Source organism: Salinivibrio sp. AR640 (genome assembly GCF_001995405.1).
Classification (GTDB): Bacteria; Pseudomonadota; Gammaproteobacteria; order Enterobacterales; family Vibrionaceae; genus Salinivibrio; species Salinivibrio costicola.
Genome location: NZ_MUFD01000040.1, coordinates 1 through 16,996, shown reverse-complemented (window position 1 = coordinate 16,996; position 16,996 = coordinate 1). Strand labels below are relative to the sequence as shown.

The 16,996-nt window shown below is 44.4% G+C and carries 13 protein-coding genes; 11 read left to right on the top strand and 2 right to left on the bottom strand.

Translation table 11 applies throughout. The features are described from left to right. From BZG75_RS14475 to BZG75_RS14430, 10 genes are all read left to right on the top strand, one after another. Positions 1-1,031: glycosyltransferase (locus BZG75_RS14475; protein ID WP_131825151.1), on the top strand; the 1,031-nt coding region annotated here is incomplete at its 5' end. 6 nt (positions 1,032-1,037) lie between these two features. Continuing rightward, a complete protein-coding gene (locus tag BZG75_RS14470; protein ID WP_077577368.1) occupies positions 1,038-2,060 on the top strand; it encodes a glycosyltransferase family 9 protein in 1,023 nt (340 codons plus the stop codon). A gap of 13 nt (positions 2,061-2,073) precedes the next feature. Next, positions 2,074-3,264 carry an O-antigen ligase family protein gene (locus tag BZG75_RS14465; RefSeq protein WP_077577367.1) on the top strand — a complete coding sequence of 397 codons (1,191 nt, stop codon included), beginning with the start codon at positions 2,074-2,076 and terminating at the stop codon, positions 3,262-3,264. Next, on the top strand, positions 3,261-5,402 hold the full coding sequence (locus BZG75_RS14460; protein ID WP_077577366.1) for a bi-domain-containing oxidoreductase: 2,142 nt from the start codon (positions 3,261-3,263) through the stop codon (positions 5,400-5,402). Before BZG75_RS14465 ends, BZG75_RS14460 begins: the two co-directional genes overlap by 4 nt. Further along, entirely contained in the window at positions 5,399-7,213 is a 1,815-nt protein-coding gene (locus tag BZG75_RS14455) for a heparinase II/III family protein (protein WP_077577365.1), read from the top strand. Before BZG75_RS14460 ends, BZG75_RS14455 begins: the two co-directional genes overlap by 4 nt. After that, positions 7,210-8,499, top strand: a complete 1,290-nt coding sequence (locus tag BZG75_RS14450) for a glycosyltransferase family 4 protein (protein WP_077577364.1) — start codon at positions 7,210-7,212, stop codon at positions 8,497-8,499. The genes BZG75_RS14455 and BZG75_RS14450 overlap by 4 nt, the downstream gene beginning before the upstream one ends. Beyond that, the gene (locus tag BZG75_RS14445; protein ID WP_077577363.1) at positions 8,483-9,091 is read left to right on the top strand and encodes a sugar transferase; all 609 of its coding nucleotides are present in this window, start codon (positions 8,483-8,485) and stop codon (positions 9,089-9,091) included. The genes BZG75_RS14450 and BZG75_RS14445 overlap by 17 nt, the downstream gene beginning before the upstream one ends. Beyond that, entirely contained in the window at positions 9,072-9,716 is a 645-nt protein-coding gene (locus BZG75_RS14440; RefSeq protein ID WP_077577362.1) for an acetyltransferase, read from the top strand. Before BZG75_RS14445 ends, BZG75_RS14440 begins: the two co-directional genes overlap by 20 nt. Positions 9,717-9,718: 2 nt before the next feature. Continuing rightward, positions 9,719-10,903, top strand: coding sequence for a DegT/DnrJ/EryC1/StrS family aminotransferase (locus BZG75_RS14435; protein WP_077577361.1), 1,185 nt, complete (start codon positions 9,719-9,721; stop codon positions 10,901-10,903). 69 nt (positions 10,904-10,972) lie between these two features. Further along, positions 10,973-12,934, top strand: a complete 1,962-nt coding sequence (locus tag BZG75_RS14430; protein ID WP_077577360.1) for a nucleoside-diphosphate sugar epimerase/dehydratase — start codon at positions 10,973-10,975, stop codon at positions 12,932-12,934. 331 nt (positions 12,935-13,265) lie between these two features. On the opposite strand, the gene galE is transcribed toward BZG75_RS14430, so the two are convergent. Beyond that, a complete protein-coding gene (galE, locus tag BZG75_RS14420) occupies positions 13,266-14,279 on the bottom strand; it encodes a UDP-glucose 4-epimerase GalE (RefSeq protein ID WP_077577358.1) in 1,014 nt (337 codons plus the stop codon). 108 nt (positions 14,280-14,387) lie between these two features. After that, positions 14,388-15,110, bottom strand: coding sequence for a S1 family peptidase (locus BZG75_RS14415; protein WP_077577357.1), 723 nt, complete (start codon positions 15,108-15,110; stop codon positions 14,388-14,390). A gap of 582 nt (positions 15,111-15,692) precedes the next feature. Between BZG75_RS14415 and BZG75_RS14410 the strand changes: the two genes are divergently transcribed. After that, positions 15,693-16,859, top strand: coding sequence for a nucleotide sugar dehydrogenase (locus BZG75_RS14410; protein WP_077577356.1), 1,167 nt, complete (start codon positions 15,693-15,695; stop codon positions 16,857-16,859). Positions 16,860-16,996 lie beyond the last annotated feature (137 nt).

Here is a 16,996-nt window from a genome sequence, read left to right as displayed (position 1 = left end):
GTATTAAATATATTTCCAATGTTAATCTTGATGAAGTCGAAAACTGCCTTTCAAAATTTAACCTTTCTTTGGGCTTGGGCGTATTCTTAAACATCCAGTTTTTCCAACTTTTTTGTTTTTGGAGCATTCTCATAAATCGAAAAATCGCTGATGTAGTGATAGTTCGACAAAGTGTCGGTTTTGTTATATTGAACCTATTATTAAAGCTATTCGGATTTAAGGTAATTACTGAGGTTAATGGCTTACTTTATCAAGATGTTTTGGATCGCAGGAAAGGTTGGCTTGCTCAGCAGTTAGTAACGACCTTAGAGCGATGGAATCTTGAATTAAGTGATGCGATTGTTTCCGTGCATGACAACGTAAAGCAAACGTTAACTAGCTACTACGGAAACAAAATCGGTGATAAAACCTATGTCGTGGAGAATGGTGTTGACTTAGAGTCTCCTTCGACTCCACAAGCTAATGAACCGCTAATTATCGGTTACTTAGGTTCATTTGCGCATCGAGAAGGTGTCGACTATCTACCACAAGTTTCTTCTAGGTTAGATGAAAAAGGCGTTAAGCATGAGTTTTTAATGATCGGTGGTAGTGATGGCGAAATAGAAGAACTTAAATCTAGAATTAACAGCAGTCAACGAGCCAATTTTAAATTTTTAGGTTATATTGACTACAAAAAAGCTAAAGTTTGCCTAAAGAGTTGCCATGCTTTTATCCATCTTAGGAGACCTATTAAAGGGATTACCGATTCACAAGGTTGCCCTCTCAAAACCCTCGATTATTTAAGTGTTGGGCGTTGTGTAGTGGCAACAAAAATCGAGTCTTATAAATTTATAGAAGATCATCAACTTGGTATTGTAGTTCCCTACACAGACGATTTTGAAGCAGATGTTGCAAGTGCAATAGCTAGACAGTTTCAACATGGTTTCGATGCGTATTACAATAAAGGACAAGCTTATCTTGAGAATAAAACATGGAAACATCAAATTGGCTTGTTCGATGATATATGTAATAAAGTTAAAGATGGGGCATGATTTACAATGAAGTTAGCAGGGAACACCATTCATGTCTTTAATACCCACGGTATTGGCGACGTTATTATGTCGCTGCCTATGCTCAAAAATATACTCTCGAGAGAAGCACGAGTCCTACTTACTGTTAAAGGTAAAGCAGAGGCTGAAGTAGTTGCTTGTACACTAGGTAAAAATTTTTGTGAAAGAATCGAGTATATTTATTTTTCTGATTTCAATGGTTTTGGCGGAAAACTAAGATACTTCAAGTTACTTAGAAGCCACGATATAGACTTGTCTATAACGGCAACAGGTATCCATATGGATAAGTACAACCTTATGGCCTTTTTATCGGGGGCAACTCAGCGTGTTGGTTTAGGAGGCAAGCTTGCATTCCTAAACCATAAGAATCTTACACAGTTTGAGAATATACATAAGGTTCGCAAGAATTTAGAAATAGTGGATTTTTCTTTTGACCTAGATTTAGATATAGAGTTTGAACAGCTGCCTAGCTATCAAGCTGATCATTTCTATATTTGTGAGTCTCCCGCACTTCCTCACTGCAAGGTGATTGCTTTAGCACCTTCATCAGGGGAGCTTGAGTCACATAAACGCTGGCCGCTTGGAAATTATCGCAAACTTACAGAACGGTTAGTGGAAAAAGGGCACATGGTCATTTTGTTGGGCGGACCTGGCGAAGAAGAGCTAGGAGACTATATTTCTAGAGGTTTAAGTCCCGATAAGGTAAAAAATTATATTGGCAAACTTTCGATTCAGCAGTCCCTAGATTGCATGCATGAGTGTGACGTACTTGTGGCTAACTGCAATGGTCTGTCCCATATGGGTAGCTTGATACCAGATTTAAAAATAGTAGGTCTATTTGGGCCAACAAACCCCAGCATTACTGGTCCTTATAGCAAAGATCTAACACCTATAAGATTGGGGCTAGACTGCTCTCCTTGTTATCGTAGGGGGTATATTCAAGGGTGCGGAGATCCCGTTTGTATGCAAGATATTGATGTGGATCTTGTAGAAAGTAAGACTCTTTCCTAGAGATGGATTAGCTATGGACTCAACTAGCATCAAGAATACTCTGGTTAATGCTTCGAGTGAGTCGGTTATTGTACTGCTTCATCTTTACGCTTATTTAACTTGGACTGGTTATACAGGAAGTAAATTTCCAGTTTTAATTTTTCTTTCTATTCTTGCACTAATCGTGGTGATGAAGTACATTTCAGTTCGAATAACTGATGTTTTTTTATTTTCTATCCCCCTTTTTTCGTTGCTTGCGATCTCATTGACTACAAGGTTTTTTGATATTTATGCCTTGGTTCAAATTGGTTTTACCTTCCTTCTTATTTTATTCTTTACCGCCTATTTTATGTCTGGGAGAGCTAACTATTTGGTTAGATACGTAGCCTTCAATATCGTTGTGTTTTTTGTTGGTTGGCTGGAAGTAGGCGGTTATAATAAAGTTTGGATATGGTCTCACTTAAACCCTAATGTAATGGGTTTCTTTATGTCTTTGAATTTGATGATGCTTCTTTCTTATATTAAAGCTAGTGGTAGTCATCTTGTGAAGTTAACGGTTTTAATATTATCTTCATTTGCGGTTTTATTAATTATTGTTTCTACCGCAAGATCTGTATGGTTGTCGGTTCTTGTCTTTGTTTTTCTTTATTATATTTTTCGCGAAAGGGTTTTAGATAGGAGTTTTTTCAACTCAGTGTCTCTTTTATTTTTTGTGTCTTTATTCTTTTTTCCATTGCTGTATGTATATTTAAGTGAGTCCTCTTTTGGAATAGAGATCGATACTGCTTTAATGGCGGCGACTGATAAAGGACTGTTTACAGGTAGAGAAATGATTTGGAATAAGATGTATGAAGCTCTAGAGGGATCATTATTTTGGGGGTTAGGTATGGGGGCAAGTAACTATGATATTGGCATGAGTGTTTCTAGCCACAGCCTGTATATGAATTTGTTATTTCAATTTGGTATTTTTGGCTTATTGTTTTTTATTCTTATGGTTATATCGATTTTAAATTTGTCTGTCAGAAATTTAGATAATGCTTTTGACAATAAGAATAAATTTGCAAGGTCCAAAGATGCATCTTTAATTGGGTTGTTTCTGATTTCTTTACTTGTCCAACAATCTTTTGAGCTATTTTTATTTCAAAATAATCTACCAGCCAGTTTTTTGTTCTGGTGTGGGTTAGTGCTATATTATTCACAAACGTATAAGAATTATCGAAAATGAAACAAATACTACAAGATATGGCAAACGGATGCTCTAATTTAGTTGAGGCTCCTGCTCCAATAGCTACTAAAGGGAATGTGTTGATAGATTCAACAGTTTCTTTAATATCTGCGGGTACGGAGCGTATGCTTGTTGATTTTGGCAAAGCTAGCCTTTTGGATAAAGCGCGTCAGCAGCCAGACAAAGTAAAAATGGTTCTAGAAAAGGTCCAAACTGATGGTTTGATGACCACAATTGATGCAGTGCAATCGAAGCTTGCTCAACCTTTACCCCTTGGTTACTGTAATGTAGGTATAGTTAACTCGGTTGAAAAAAATGTTGATGGCTTTAAAGCGGGCGATCGTATTGTTTCTAATGGCCCCCATGCTGATGTTGTTCGTGTACCAAAAAACTTATGTGCGCTTATCCCAGACAATGTATCCGATGAAGAAGCATCATTTACTGTCGTGGCAAGTATTGGTTTACAGGGTATCCGTTTAGCTGAACCGACGCTGGGTGAAGCGTTTGTCGTAACTGGTGTTGGCTTAATTGGTCTGTTGACGGTTCAATTGCTTCGTGCCCAAGGGTGTCGTGTACTAGCCATTGATTTTGACGATGCGAAATTAGAACTAGCTAAACAGTTTGGCGCCCAAGTTTGCAACCCAGGGAAAGGTGAAGATCCTATCGCTGCAGGTATGGCATTCAGCCGCGGCAATGGTGTTGATGGCGTTATTATTACAGCTTCAACTAAATCTAATGATCCTGTTACACAAGCCGCAAGAATGAGCCGTAAACGTGGGCGTATTATTCTTGTTGGTGTGACTGGCTTAGAGCTAAATCGCGCAGATTTCTATGAAAAAGAGCTGACATTCCAAGTTTCTTGTTCTTATGGTCCTGGTCGTTATGACGCGGACTATGAACATAATGGTAATGACTATCCATATGCTTTTGTTCGTTGGACTGAACAGCGCAACTTTGAAGCCATCTTAGATATGATGTCTTCTGGCCAAGTAGATGTTAAGCCTCTCATCACCCACCGATTCAAATTTGAAGATGCGGCTCTAGCCTATGAGATCCTGACGTCTGATAAATCTACACTGGGAATTTTGCTTCAATACCAGAGTGAATCCAGTACTCGCCACGAGAAATCCGTTACGTTTAATAGTGAAGCGACGTTTGAGGCATCTAAACCTGTCGTCGGTTTTGTAGGCGCCGGTAACTATGCGTCTCGTATGTTAATTCCTGCATTTAAAGCAGGCGGTGCTCAACTGCACACTATCGCTACTTCTGGTGGTATTAACGGCGTAACCCATGGTGAAAAAGCGGGTTTTGCTAAAACGACTACTGACACCAGTGCCATGATTTCTGATCCAGAAATCAATACTATCGCTATTGTTACGCGTCATAACAGCCATGCTCGCTTTGTATCTGAAGCGCTAAGTGTAGGTAAGAACGTATTTGTCGAAAAGCCTTTAGCTGTGACGCTAGAAGAGCTTGCTGAAGTTGAGACCACATATTATTCAAAGGCATCTACCGCTGCTGCGCCAAAGTTAATGGTTGGCTTTAACCGCCGTTTCTCCCCACAAGTGCAAAAAATGAAAGAGCTACTGTCGTCGGTGAAAGAACCTAAGAGCTTTATGATGACGATGAATGCTGGCGCGATCCCTGCGGATCACTGGACACAAGATAATGAAGTTGGCGGCGGTCGAATCATTGGTGAGGCATGCCACTTCATTGATCTGATGCGATTCTTAGCGGGTTCAGAAATTGTTTCTGTGCAGTGTCGTCGCATGGGGGATATTGATAGTGTTGATGTCACTGAAGATAAAGCTGCGATTATTCTTGGTTTTGCTGATGGTTCTTTCGGCACTATTCACTACTTAGCTAATGGCGCTGCTAACTTCCCGAAAGAGCGTGTAGAAGTTTTCGCTGCAGGGAGAGTGCTTCAGCTAGACAACTTCCGTAAGTTAAAAGGTTTCGGTTGGCCTGGCTTTAGTAAAATGAATTTATGGAAGCAAGATAAAGGCCAAACGGATTGTGCAGCCGCTTTCCTGAATGCTATTGAAGCAGGTAAAGAGTCGCCGATTCCACCTCGAGAGTTATTTGAAGTAGCAAGAGTGACAATTGAAATAGCAGAGCAATTGCGTAAACAACAATGAGTCTCAAACTAAAAGCGCAAACTGTAAAGAACTTGGGTGTTTTCAATTTAGTCAGAGTGGCAGTTTACCAACTAGGTATCCGAAGTGGATTAAACCCAGTTAAGCGTCTCAATCAAGCCTCGATATCGGGGCTTTTGTTTCGTCCTGCTACGTGCTCAAGACAGTTGAAATGTACCAAGCCATATAAACTCTCTCCATTTGGTTGTTTGCCAGAATTGTCTGTAAAAAAACTTAAATGGGATAACAGTGTATTAACTGACCATCGCTTTTCAGAGATGAACAAACCTTGGTTCAAACTATCTGACTTTGATTCAAATGTTGGTGATATTAAAGGCATTTGGGAGGTATCAAGGTTTGATTGGGCTTTGGGTTTAGCAAGAGATTATCTTTATGGTAGGGACTCTGCTCTAGATGAACTTAATGTGACTGCTAAAAATTGGCTGGCTCATAATGCGCCTTATCTTGGCCCTAACTGGAAGTGCGGGCAAGAAGCGTCAATACGCGTCATGCACTTAGCATTCACGGCTAAATTGCTTAATCAAGTTCATAAGCCTGAACCTGCACTTTTGGCGCTAGTAAAAGCTCATCTTCAACGAATAGCACCGACGATCTCTTATGCCGTCGCGCAAGATAATAACCATGGCACATCTGAGGCAGCCGCTTTATTTATTGGTGGAAGTTGGTTGGTTATCAATGGCGATGACAGCGGGAGTCACTGGCAAAAATTGGGGAGGAAATGGCTAGAAAATCGAGCCAAGCACCTGATTGCTATGGATGGAACCTTTAGTCAATATTCAGTGAACTATCATAGGGTAATGCTAGACACTTACTCAATGGCGGAGCTTTGGCGCCAAGAACTAGAACTACCCTCATTTTCTAATGAGCTGACAAAAAGAATAGGTTTAGCAACTCAGTGGCTTTATCAGCTAATTGAGCCATTAACCGGTGATGCGCCGAACTTAGGCCATAACGATGGTGCTCGCTTATTGCAGTTAACGGATACTGACTATCGAGATTTTCGTCCATCTGTTCAGCTTGCTTCTGTTGTATTTCTTAAAACTTCAGCATGGAAGGAGGACGGAGATTATGATGAAGCTCTTTCGTTATTGCAGTTACGAAAACCACAAAACAAATTACAAACTCCAACATCATTTCATTTTCAGCAAGGTGGCTATATTGGCCTAAGAAATCAATCGGGAGCGTTTGCTTTATTTAACTATCCTAAGTTCCGGTTTAGACCCGCCCAAAATGACGCTCTTCATGTAGATCTATGGCGTGATGGTATCAATCTGCTACGGGACGGTGGCACGTTTAGTTACAACTCAGGTCAAGACTATATCGATTACTACGGTGGTACACAAAGTCACAACACCATCCAGTTTGATGGACACGAGCAAATGCCAAGGCTCAGCCGCTTTTTGCTGGGTGGTTGGTTAAAAGCAAAGAACGTCAACTTTGATGAGCATCAGTTAACAGGACAAGCTGGCTACCGGGATTATTTTGGGTGTGAGCATCATAGAGCAATCTCCCTTACTGAAACGTCTTTAATTGTAACAGATCAAGTGAACGGCGTTAAAGATAAAGCTGTTCTTCGTTGGCGGTTGGCCCCTGGTGATTGGCAAATAAAGGGAAAAGAAGTGACTAGTGGTAATCACAACATCTTGATCAATAGTGATGTAAAGATTAAGCGTTTGGAGATCGTAGAAGGCAGAGAGTCTCGTTATTACTACCAAGAAAGCTCTATCCCTGTTCTTGAGGTAGATATTTTATCAGATGGACAAATTACAACAGAGTATCAATTTCGTTCATGAATATTCTTTATTTTCATCAACACTTTTCTACACCGAAAGGCTCAACAGGGATTCGTTCCTATGAAATGGCTAGGCGCTTAATTCATTATGGGCATCATGTAACTATGGTCTGTGGCACCTATGGTGGTGGAGAGACTGGGTTAGACTCGGCGTTTATTGCTGGCAAGCGTGAAGGTATCATCGATGGTATTCGTATTATAGAGTTTGACTTGGCTTATTCAAATTCAGATGGTTTTTTTAAGCGAAGTATGACGTTCGTGAACTTCGCTTTGAAGAGTATTTGTCTTGCCTTTACTGAAAAATACGACGTGTTGTTTGCAACCACTACGCCTCTTACGGCGGGAATCCCAGGTATCTTTGCTCGTTGGTTACGCGGCAAACCATTTGTTTTTGAAGTAAGAGATCTATGGCCGGAACTGCCCAAAGAAATGGGTGTGATTAACAATCCAATCATTCTAGGTTTGATGTCATTTCTAGAGTGGGCATCTTACCGCAGTGCGCATCGTTGTATTGGCTTATCTCCCGGTATTGTTGAAGGCATCAAAAAGCGCGGTGTCGACGAAAGTAAAATAGCCATGGTGCCGAATGGCTGTGATTTGGTTATCTTTAGTCAGCCAAGTGAACCTTGGCGCCCAGAAGGCGTGAAAGAAACAGATCTGATGGCGATCTTTACCGGTACCCATGGAGTGGCAAATGGCCTTGATGCTGTTTTAAATACTGCGGTGGAGCTACAGAAACGTGGTCGAAAGGATATTAAGCTAGCGTTAGTTGGGCAAGGTAAACTAAAACCTGAACTGGAGAAAAGAGCTAAAGAGCTTGGATTGAACAATGTGGTATTTCACTCTCCGGTAAATAAGCAGAAGTTATCTGGTTTGATGGCAAGTGCGGACGTTGGCATACAAGTACTGGCGAATATTTCTGCTTTTTATTACGGCACATCTCCTAACAAGTTCTTCGATTATATCTCCGCGGGTCTACCAGTCATCAACAACTACCCAGGTTGGTTGGCCGGAATGATTGAGCAAACACAGTGCGGATTTGCGGTTCAGCCAGATGATCCCAGCGCTTTTGCTGATGCCTTAGAAAAAGCAGCAAATCAAAGAGACGCCCTTACCTTGATGGGGGCCAACGCTCGCCAACTTGCAGAGAGTCAGTTTGACCGCGCACTACTGGCAGATAAATGGGTTGATTGGGTGACAGGTACGAGTGCAATAGACGGGAATGCGGCAGATAGTTATGCGTCAAAGGCGACTTCTTCAGAGGTGGATAATGAAAAGACTCTTTGACTTTCTAGCTTCACTGATAGCGACTATCCTTCTATCGCCAATCATTGCACTGGTTGCGTGGAAAATTCGCAAAAACCTCGGCTCGCCTGTATTGTTTCGCCAAACTCGCCCGGGCTTAGATGGTAAGCCGTTTGAAATGATAAAGTTTCGAACCATGAAAGATGCCGCTGATGCCAAAGGCAATCCGTTGCCCGATGGGGAGCGGATGACCCCGTTTGGTAATAAACTGCGTAATACAAGTCTTGATGAATTACCGGAGTTATGGAATGTGTTGAAAGGCGATATGAGCCTCGTCGGTCCTCGGCCTTTACTTATGCAGTATTTACCTTTGTACAGTAAAGAACAGGCGCGCCGTCATAACGTTCGCCCGGGGATTACCGGTTGGGCACAAGTCAATGGCCGTAATGCGATTAGTTGGGAAGAAAAGTTCAAACTAGATGTATGGTACGTTGATAACCACTCACTTTGGTTAGACATAAAAATACTATTTTTAACCATAAAGAAAGTCATTGCGAAAGACGGTATATCAGCACAGGACCATGTTACGGCTGCACCATTTGAAGGAACCAATAATGACGAAAACAGGAAGTAAGTGTGCTGTCTTGGGTGCCAGTGGTCATGGGAAGGTAGTTGCAGAGATCGCAGAGTTGAATGGGTTTAGTGAAATTCATTTTTTTGATGATCGCTGGCCAACAATTAGCAACGTTGAGCACTGGAATATCCACGGAAACAGCGAAATGTTGCTCGCGCATGCCACAGAATATCAAACCATTATTGTTGCGATCGGGAATAACAGTACGCGGCTCGAAAAGCATCAAGCGCTAATTGCAAATGGAGCGGTAAGCACACCACTTGTTCATCCGAAAGCAATCGTTAGCCATTATGCAGTCTTAGAACCCGGAACGGTCGTGATGGCAGGAGCTGTGGTTAATCCGTTTAGTCATATTGGTCAGGCGTGCATTGTGAATACTTCAGCAACGATTGACCACGATTGTGATATCGCACAAGGAGTGCACATTAGCCCTGGTGCGCATTTGGCTGGCGGTGTTCAAGTCGCATCTGAGGCGTGGATAGGGGCGGGCGCGACGCTAAAGCCTCTTGTAAAAATTGGCGCTAAGGCGGTAATCGGGGCAGGAGCCACCGTATTAAGAAACGTCGCAAGTAACCAAACCCAAGTCGGAACTCCGGCGAAGCCACTAACAAAAAACGGAGTGTGATAGTGTTGAATAGTCCATTTTCTCCATGGCCTAGCTTTACTCAAGAAGAGGCCGATGCAGTCAGCCGCGTGTTGCTGTCAAACAAAGTTAATTATTGGACAGGCAACGAGTGTCGTGAATTTGAAAAAGAGTTCGCAGCTTGGGCTGGGTGTCACCACGCGGTTGCGCTGGCCAATGGCACCTTGGCTCTCGATATTGCCCTAAAGACGCTCGATGTAGGAGCTGGCGATGAGGTTGTTACTACCCCTCGTACATTCTTAGCAACGGCGTCTTCTATCGTTACCGCAGGCGCTAAGCCGGTTTTTGCTGATGTGGACTTGAACAGTCAAAATATTACAGTAGAAACCATCGACGCGGTGTTAACCCCACGCACTAAAGCGATTATTGTTGTGCATCTGGCAGGAATGCCTGCTGACATGGACGCTATTATGGCGCTGGCAGAAGAGTTCAATATAAAAGTTATTGAAGATTGTGCTCAAGCACATGGTGCTAAATATAAAGGCCGTAGTGTTGGGACCATTGGTCATATTGGTGCTTGGTCGTTCTGCCAAGATAAAATCATGACGACCGGTGGTGAAGGCGGCATGGTGACTACTAACGATAAAACCTTGTGGTCGACGATGTGGTCCTATAAAGATCACGGTAAAAGCTGGGACGCGGTATATGAGCGCGAACATCCCCCCGGCTTTCGCTGGCTGCACGAAAGCTTTGGTACCAACTGGCGAATGACAGAGATGCAGGCTACGATTGGTCGTATCCAGCTCAATAGGATGGCAGAGTGGACAGCTCGCCGGCAAGCTAATGCGGCGGCTATCAACGAAGCGGTGCAGGATTTAGCGCTTGTTCGTACTGTTCAGGTTCCAACCGGTTGTGAATATGCCGCTTACAAGCACTACTTATTCATTAACCCTGATGAGCTCAAACCAGACTGGTCACGCGATCGCATTATTGATGAAATCAAAGCGCAAGGTGTCCCAGCTTTTCAAGGGAGCTGCTCTGAGGTCTACAAAGAAAAGGCTTTTGATAATACAGGTTTTCGCCCAAGCAACCCCCTACCCAATGCAGTGTTGCTCGGCGAAACCAGTTTAATGTTTCTTGTGCATCCAACGTTGACAGAAGAAGAAATCGATAAAAGCTGTAAGGTGATCCGCAAAGTGCTTTTAGCCGCGTCAGCCAATAATGCATGATAGCAAGCAGTTTTTCATTTAATTGAGTGATTGCCACTTTGTTCGCTACAAGATAGAAAGAAACCCATAATGAATCAACTCTCTTATCTTTGGTCTTTACCTCGCCCCTACAAACGCTTAATTAGTTTGCTCGTTGATACCTTGCTAATTATCGGCTGTTTGTTTGGCGCGCTTGCTGTGCGGCTAGGTGAACTGCCAGCTGTGCTTTCAAGCAACATGCTGCTGGTTACCGCGGGCACCGTTGCTGTTACGCTTGTCGCCTTTACCCGCCTTGGCTTGTATCGCGCAGTATTAAGATATCTCACTTTTCATGCGTTATTAGTGGTAGCGGTGGGCGCATTTATCTCAGCGGTGACAGTGGCCACTTTATCTTTCTACTCGCAAGCGGCTATCCCTCGCACCGTCCCTTTCATTTATTTTACTTTTTTAGTGCTTTTGTGCGGTGGTGCTAGGATGGCAATTCGCTCGCTAATTGTACAAACTCAGAAGCAGAGGCAACTTGATAAGGTAATAATTTATGGTGCTGGTGACACAGGTCGTCAGCTTGCGAATGCATTACGAAATTCTAGTCAATACCAAATCAAGGCTTTTGTGGATAATAACTCGGTGTTAGCGAAAACCGTGATCCAAGGGATAGAAGTGCATGCAGCCGTAAAAATAGAGAGCTTAGTCGAAAAATTTGAAATAGATAAGATTCTACTGGCGATGCCTCGCGCTAACCGATCAGAACGTAAACGCGTTCTTGATAGCTTAATCCATCTACCCGTCGAAGTGCTCACTGTACCTGATTTTGATGACATTGTAGAAGGCAATGCGAGCGTCGATCAGCTAAAAGATGTAGCCATTGATGATTTGCTTGGCCGCGAGCAGGTAACTCCAGACCCAGCGCTGATGGAGGCGACTACTACCGATAAAGTAGTGATGGTAACTGGCGCCGGTGGTTCGATTGGTAGCGAGCTATGTCGGCAGATCTTGTTGCAATCGCCGGCTAAGTTACTATTGTTTGAGCTTTCTGAGTTTGGTCTTTATCAAATCGAGAAAGAGCTCAGCCAAGCGGTGAGTGAGCAAGGCCTAAATGTCGAGATAATCCCGCTGTTAGGCTCAGTACAACGACCCAACCGCTTAACTGCCATTATGAAAGCCTTTAAGGTCCAAACCGTTTACCATGCCGCTGCTTATAAGCACGTACCGCTCGTGGAATACAATGTGGTTGAAGGTGTGCGTAATAATGTATTCGGTACCTATTACTGCGCGAAAGCGGCGATCGGTGCTAAGGTCGAATCCTTTGTGTTAATTTCAACTGATAAAGCCGTACGCCCCACCAATGTGATGGGAGCGACCAAACGAATGGCAGAGTTAACCCTGCAAGCGTTGGCAAGAGAAAGTGGCCATTCTCATCAAACCCGATTTACCATGGTGCGGTTTGGTAATGTATTAGGCTCGTCAGGATCAGTTATCCCTTTATTCAAGCGCCAAATTGCCGAGGGCTCTGTGGTGACTGTTACCCATCCCGATATTATTCGCTATTTTATGACGATTCCTGAAGCAGCACAGTTGGTGATCCAAGCTGGTGCGATGGGCAAGGGCGGCGATGTCTTTGTGTTGGACATGGGCGAGCCGGTAAAAATTATCGATTTAGCCAAAAATCTCATTCGCCTTTCTGGGCTAGAGGTGAAATCGGCTGATAATCCCAATGGCGATATTGAAATTAAATTCACCGGCTTGCGCCCTGGCGAAAAGCTGTACGAAGAGCTATTAATCGGTGAAAACGTCGCAGGGACTGGGCATGAGCGTATCATGACCGCCAACGAAGTCTCACTCTCGCTAGCGGATTTTGAAGCTATCATCACCCAACTTGATAGCGCCTGCCAAGCGTTTGATTACCCACGTATTCAACAAATACTCCAAGACGCACCAACGCAATTCTGTAAAGACCACACCCTCGGTGATCTGGTTTGGAAAGCGTCTGAAGCACCTGACAAACCGAACGTAAAAAACGTCGTTAAGTTTGATACGAAGGCAAATTTGTGAAAGGCACTTTAGGCCCGATGGTGCCATTGGCGATGATGATACAAACTCCGGTGTCATGCCAACAATCATACGTTATGCCATCTGGGGGCCTGTCACAATTGGAGTCAATGTTTACCATCAATGTCGGAGGCGCGCCAGTTATATCGAGGAACGAGGCTTACATCGTGCTGGCGCTTGTCCGACCTACGCCAATGGTGCCATTGGTGCTTGTCTGATCTACGCGAGATTCGGATCTTGAATACAGAGTGCTTCGCTTACGGAATACGGAGAAGAGCAAGGCTAGGCACGATATGCTTTTTCCGTATTCCGTTCCTTAGGCTTTTTCTAGTCTCTAATCCCCATACCCATTCGGGTTTTTCGACTGCCAGCGCCAGGTGTCTTCGACCATGGTTTGCAGATCGCGTGTGGCGGTCCAGCCTAACGTTGCTTTGGCATAAGCCGGATCAGCGTAGCATTCGGCGATGTCACCGGCGCGGCGGGGTTTGATCTCGTAAGGGATCGGGCGATCTGCAGCCGCTTCAAAGGCATGCACCATTTCCAACACACTGTTGCCTTGGCCGGTGCCGAGGTTAAAGATATGAGTGCCAGGTTGATGAGCCATTTTATCCAGCGCGGCTAAATGCCCATCGGCCAGATCCACCACGTGAATATAATCACGTACGCCGGTGCCGTCGGGGGTGGGGTAATCATTACCAAACACGCCCAGTTTTTCGCGTCGACCCACTGCTACTTGTGCCACAAAGGGCAGCAAGTTATTGGGTGTGCCTTGTGGATCTTCACCCAGTAACCCCGATTCATGCGCACCGACCGGGTTAAAGTAACGCAGCAGAGTGATGCTCCAATCTGGATTGGCATGGTGAAAATCCTGCAAGCATTCTTCCACCATTAATTTGCTTCGGCCATAGGGGTTAGTGGCTGAGGTAGGGAAGTCTTCTTTGATTGGTACCGATGCCGGATCGCCATAAACCGTGGCGGATGAGCTGAAAATGAGCGATTTAACGTTTGCTTGCGCCATTGCCGCGACAAGGTTCAAGGTCCCTGCAACGTTGTTGTCGTAATATTTTAAAGGCAGAGTGACTGATTCGCCGACCGCTTTTAGCCCAGCAAAATGGATCACGCTATCAATCGGATGGGCAGAGAGCACCGAATCTAAAAATGCGCGATCACGAATATCCCCTTCAATAAACAGCGGGCGAGTGCCTGCTACCTGCTCGATGCGATCTAACACCAAGGGTTTACTGTTACATAGATTATCAATGATGATGGGGGTGTGGCCCGCTGCGAGCAACTGAATACAAGAGTGGCTACCAATATAGCCCATGCCGCCGGTGACGAGTACGTTCATGATGTGCTGCCTAGTTTATTGTCCAGCGGCGAAGTTTAGCAGGGGAATCGCCAACAGACTAGAGGCGCCTATTACGCGCCCCTAGGTAGCAAAACAAAAGAGCCTGATTTATGGGTGTCCGGTTAGCACGCCTTCGCCTTGGGCTGACCACTGTGGCGATTCTAGCCCGCCGTAGCGTGCCGCGTTCACCTCTAACCAGGGGCGAAGATAATTGATAGCGACAAAGATCGTCATGCGATCTAAGTTCAATGTTTGGCCTGAGTCTAACCGTGTACGCTCGGGATAGGCATAGCCGACTAAAATGCCCACAAGCTCCTGTTCAGCGTTAAACGCACCGCCACCGCTCATCCCCCCTCTGACCGGCGCATCAGTGATGCTTGACGGACAATCCTCCACTTCTGGAAAGCCTCGGATCATCAAATCCATGTAATACAGCCCTTCAGCCGTTAACACATCACCATTACTCGCATGGCCAAACACTTGCACGGGATCGCCTTGATACACCAACCCCAAATCAGGGAGCGGATGATGGCGGTTGTCTGCCGCAATTAGCGCCACGTCGCACACTGGGTGCCGAGCAACCACTTTACTTTCAATAAATTCGCCAACATGTGCTGCAGTTAAACTGAGGGTGGGGGTAATGGGCACACTGGTCCCAAACTTGCCTTTTTGCGCAAAGCTTTGCGGTTTTTCCAGTGCCAACGCAGGGTGACTATCCGTGATCTGATGTGTGCCATTCGCGGTGGTGCAACCACTGAGTACGACGAGCAAACTTGCGATACCGAACACTATACTGAGCCTTTTGAAGAGCACAGGGCAACACAGGGTCATACACCCTCCTTACTTAACCACTACCACGATTAAGCCCTGATGCGCATCATATGGCTTATAGATTCACTATAGACAATAAACTCAATTAAAGCTCAAAAATAAGACAAAAACCGATTGAAAAAAGTAAGCTATTGAAAAACAATCTTTTATTATTTGAAGTTTCATGCAATATACTGATTTTTATGTGATTAAAGTCAAATAATCTCGAGAGAAGGCACGATCAAATGCCTCTAAATATAGGCGAGTTTATGATGCTTGCTGACGTGGCTGTTGTGAGCATATGGCAAACAATGGTCGCAACTTGTTGTTTAATAAATGAACACTCCGTCCAAAAAACCATAGGAAAGCAAGCGTGTGTCTTTTATCACAAATTTTTATGTGTAGAATACGGCAGGCATTTTTTGCCCCGTGCTATACATTTGCGCCGTGCGAGCCAAAAGCGCGGTCAATCAGCACCTGTATCAAATAAAAATTAAAACTATGCGCTGTGGGGAGCGACACCTCTGGGCGGTAGCGTGTCTATTGATCACTGCCCTTTATGCATCGCCACACGTTTAAAGCTAGGTAACCCAAGGAAAATCAATGAAAATTGCTGTTGCGGGCACAGGCTACGTGGGCCTTTCAAACGCGATGCTGCTTGCCCAACACTTTGATGTGGTCGCGCTCGATATTAATGAAGAAAAAATAACGCAGCTCAACCAAAAGCAATCCCCTATTGTTGATGCAGAAATCGAAGACTTTCTGGCCAACAAATCACTGCGCTTTACTGCCACATTAGATAAACACCAAGCCTATCAAGACGCTGATTTTGTCATCATCGCCACGCCTACCGACTACGACCCAGAAACCAACTACTTTAATACTCGATCTGTCGAGGCGGTGATCCGTGATGTAATGGCCATTAACCCGCAAGCGACTATGGTGATTAAATCGACGGTGCCCGTGGGTTATACCCAACAGATCAAACAAGAGATGGGAAGCGATAATATCCTCTTCTCGCCTGAATTCTTACGTGAAGGCAAAGCCCTTTACGATAACCTGCATCCTTCGCGCATTATTGTGGGTGAGCAAAGTGAGCGCGCAAAGACGTTTGCCAGCCTCTTGATCGAAGGCGCGCTGAAAAAAGACGTGCCGGTACTCTTTACCGACTCGACCGAAGCGGAAGCCGTAAAGCTGTTCTCTAATACCTACCTCGCCATGCGCGTTGCCTACTTTAACGAGCTTGATAGCTACGCTGAAACCCACGGTTTGAATACTCGCCAGATCATCGAAGGGGTAGGGCTAGACCCACGCATTGGCGACCATTACAACAATCCATCGTTTGGTTATGGTGGTTACTGCCTGCCAAAAGATACCCGCCAACTGCTTGCCAACTACAACGATGTGCCGAACAACTTGATTCAGGCCATTGTCGATGCCAACACTACCCGCAAAGACTATGTTGCTAACGCGATTTTGCGCCGTGAACCCAAAACCGTGGGTATCCATCGCCTGATCATGAAAGCGGGCTCAGACAACTTCCGCGCCTCATCCATTCAAGGGATTATGAAGCGCCTAAAGGCTAAAGGCGTTGAAGTGATTGTGTACGAGCCAGTCTTAAAAGAAGACACCTTCTTTAACTCAGAAGTCACTCATGACCTTGAAGCGTTTAAACAACGCGCTGATGTGATTGTCGCCAACCGTATGGTTGATGAAATCCGCGATAGTGCCGAGAAGGTCTATACACGTGATTTGTTTGGGACAGATTAATTAATCATACAACTCTCGCAGTCGTAACATAATTCCCAAGACATCAAAAACAGGCTAGCTAATTAGAGACATAAAAGCGATAATCGAATTTTTTTCATATTTCAAAAGTTAGCTCTTATAACAACCATTGATGTTTT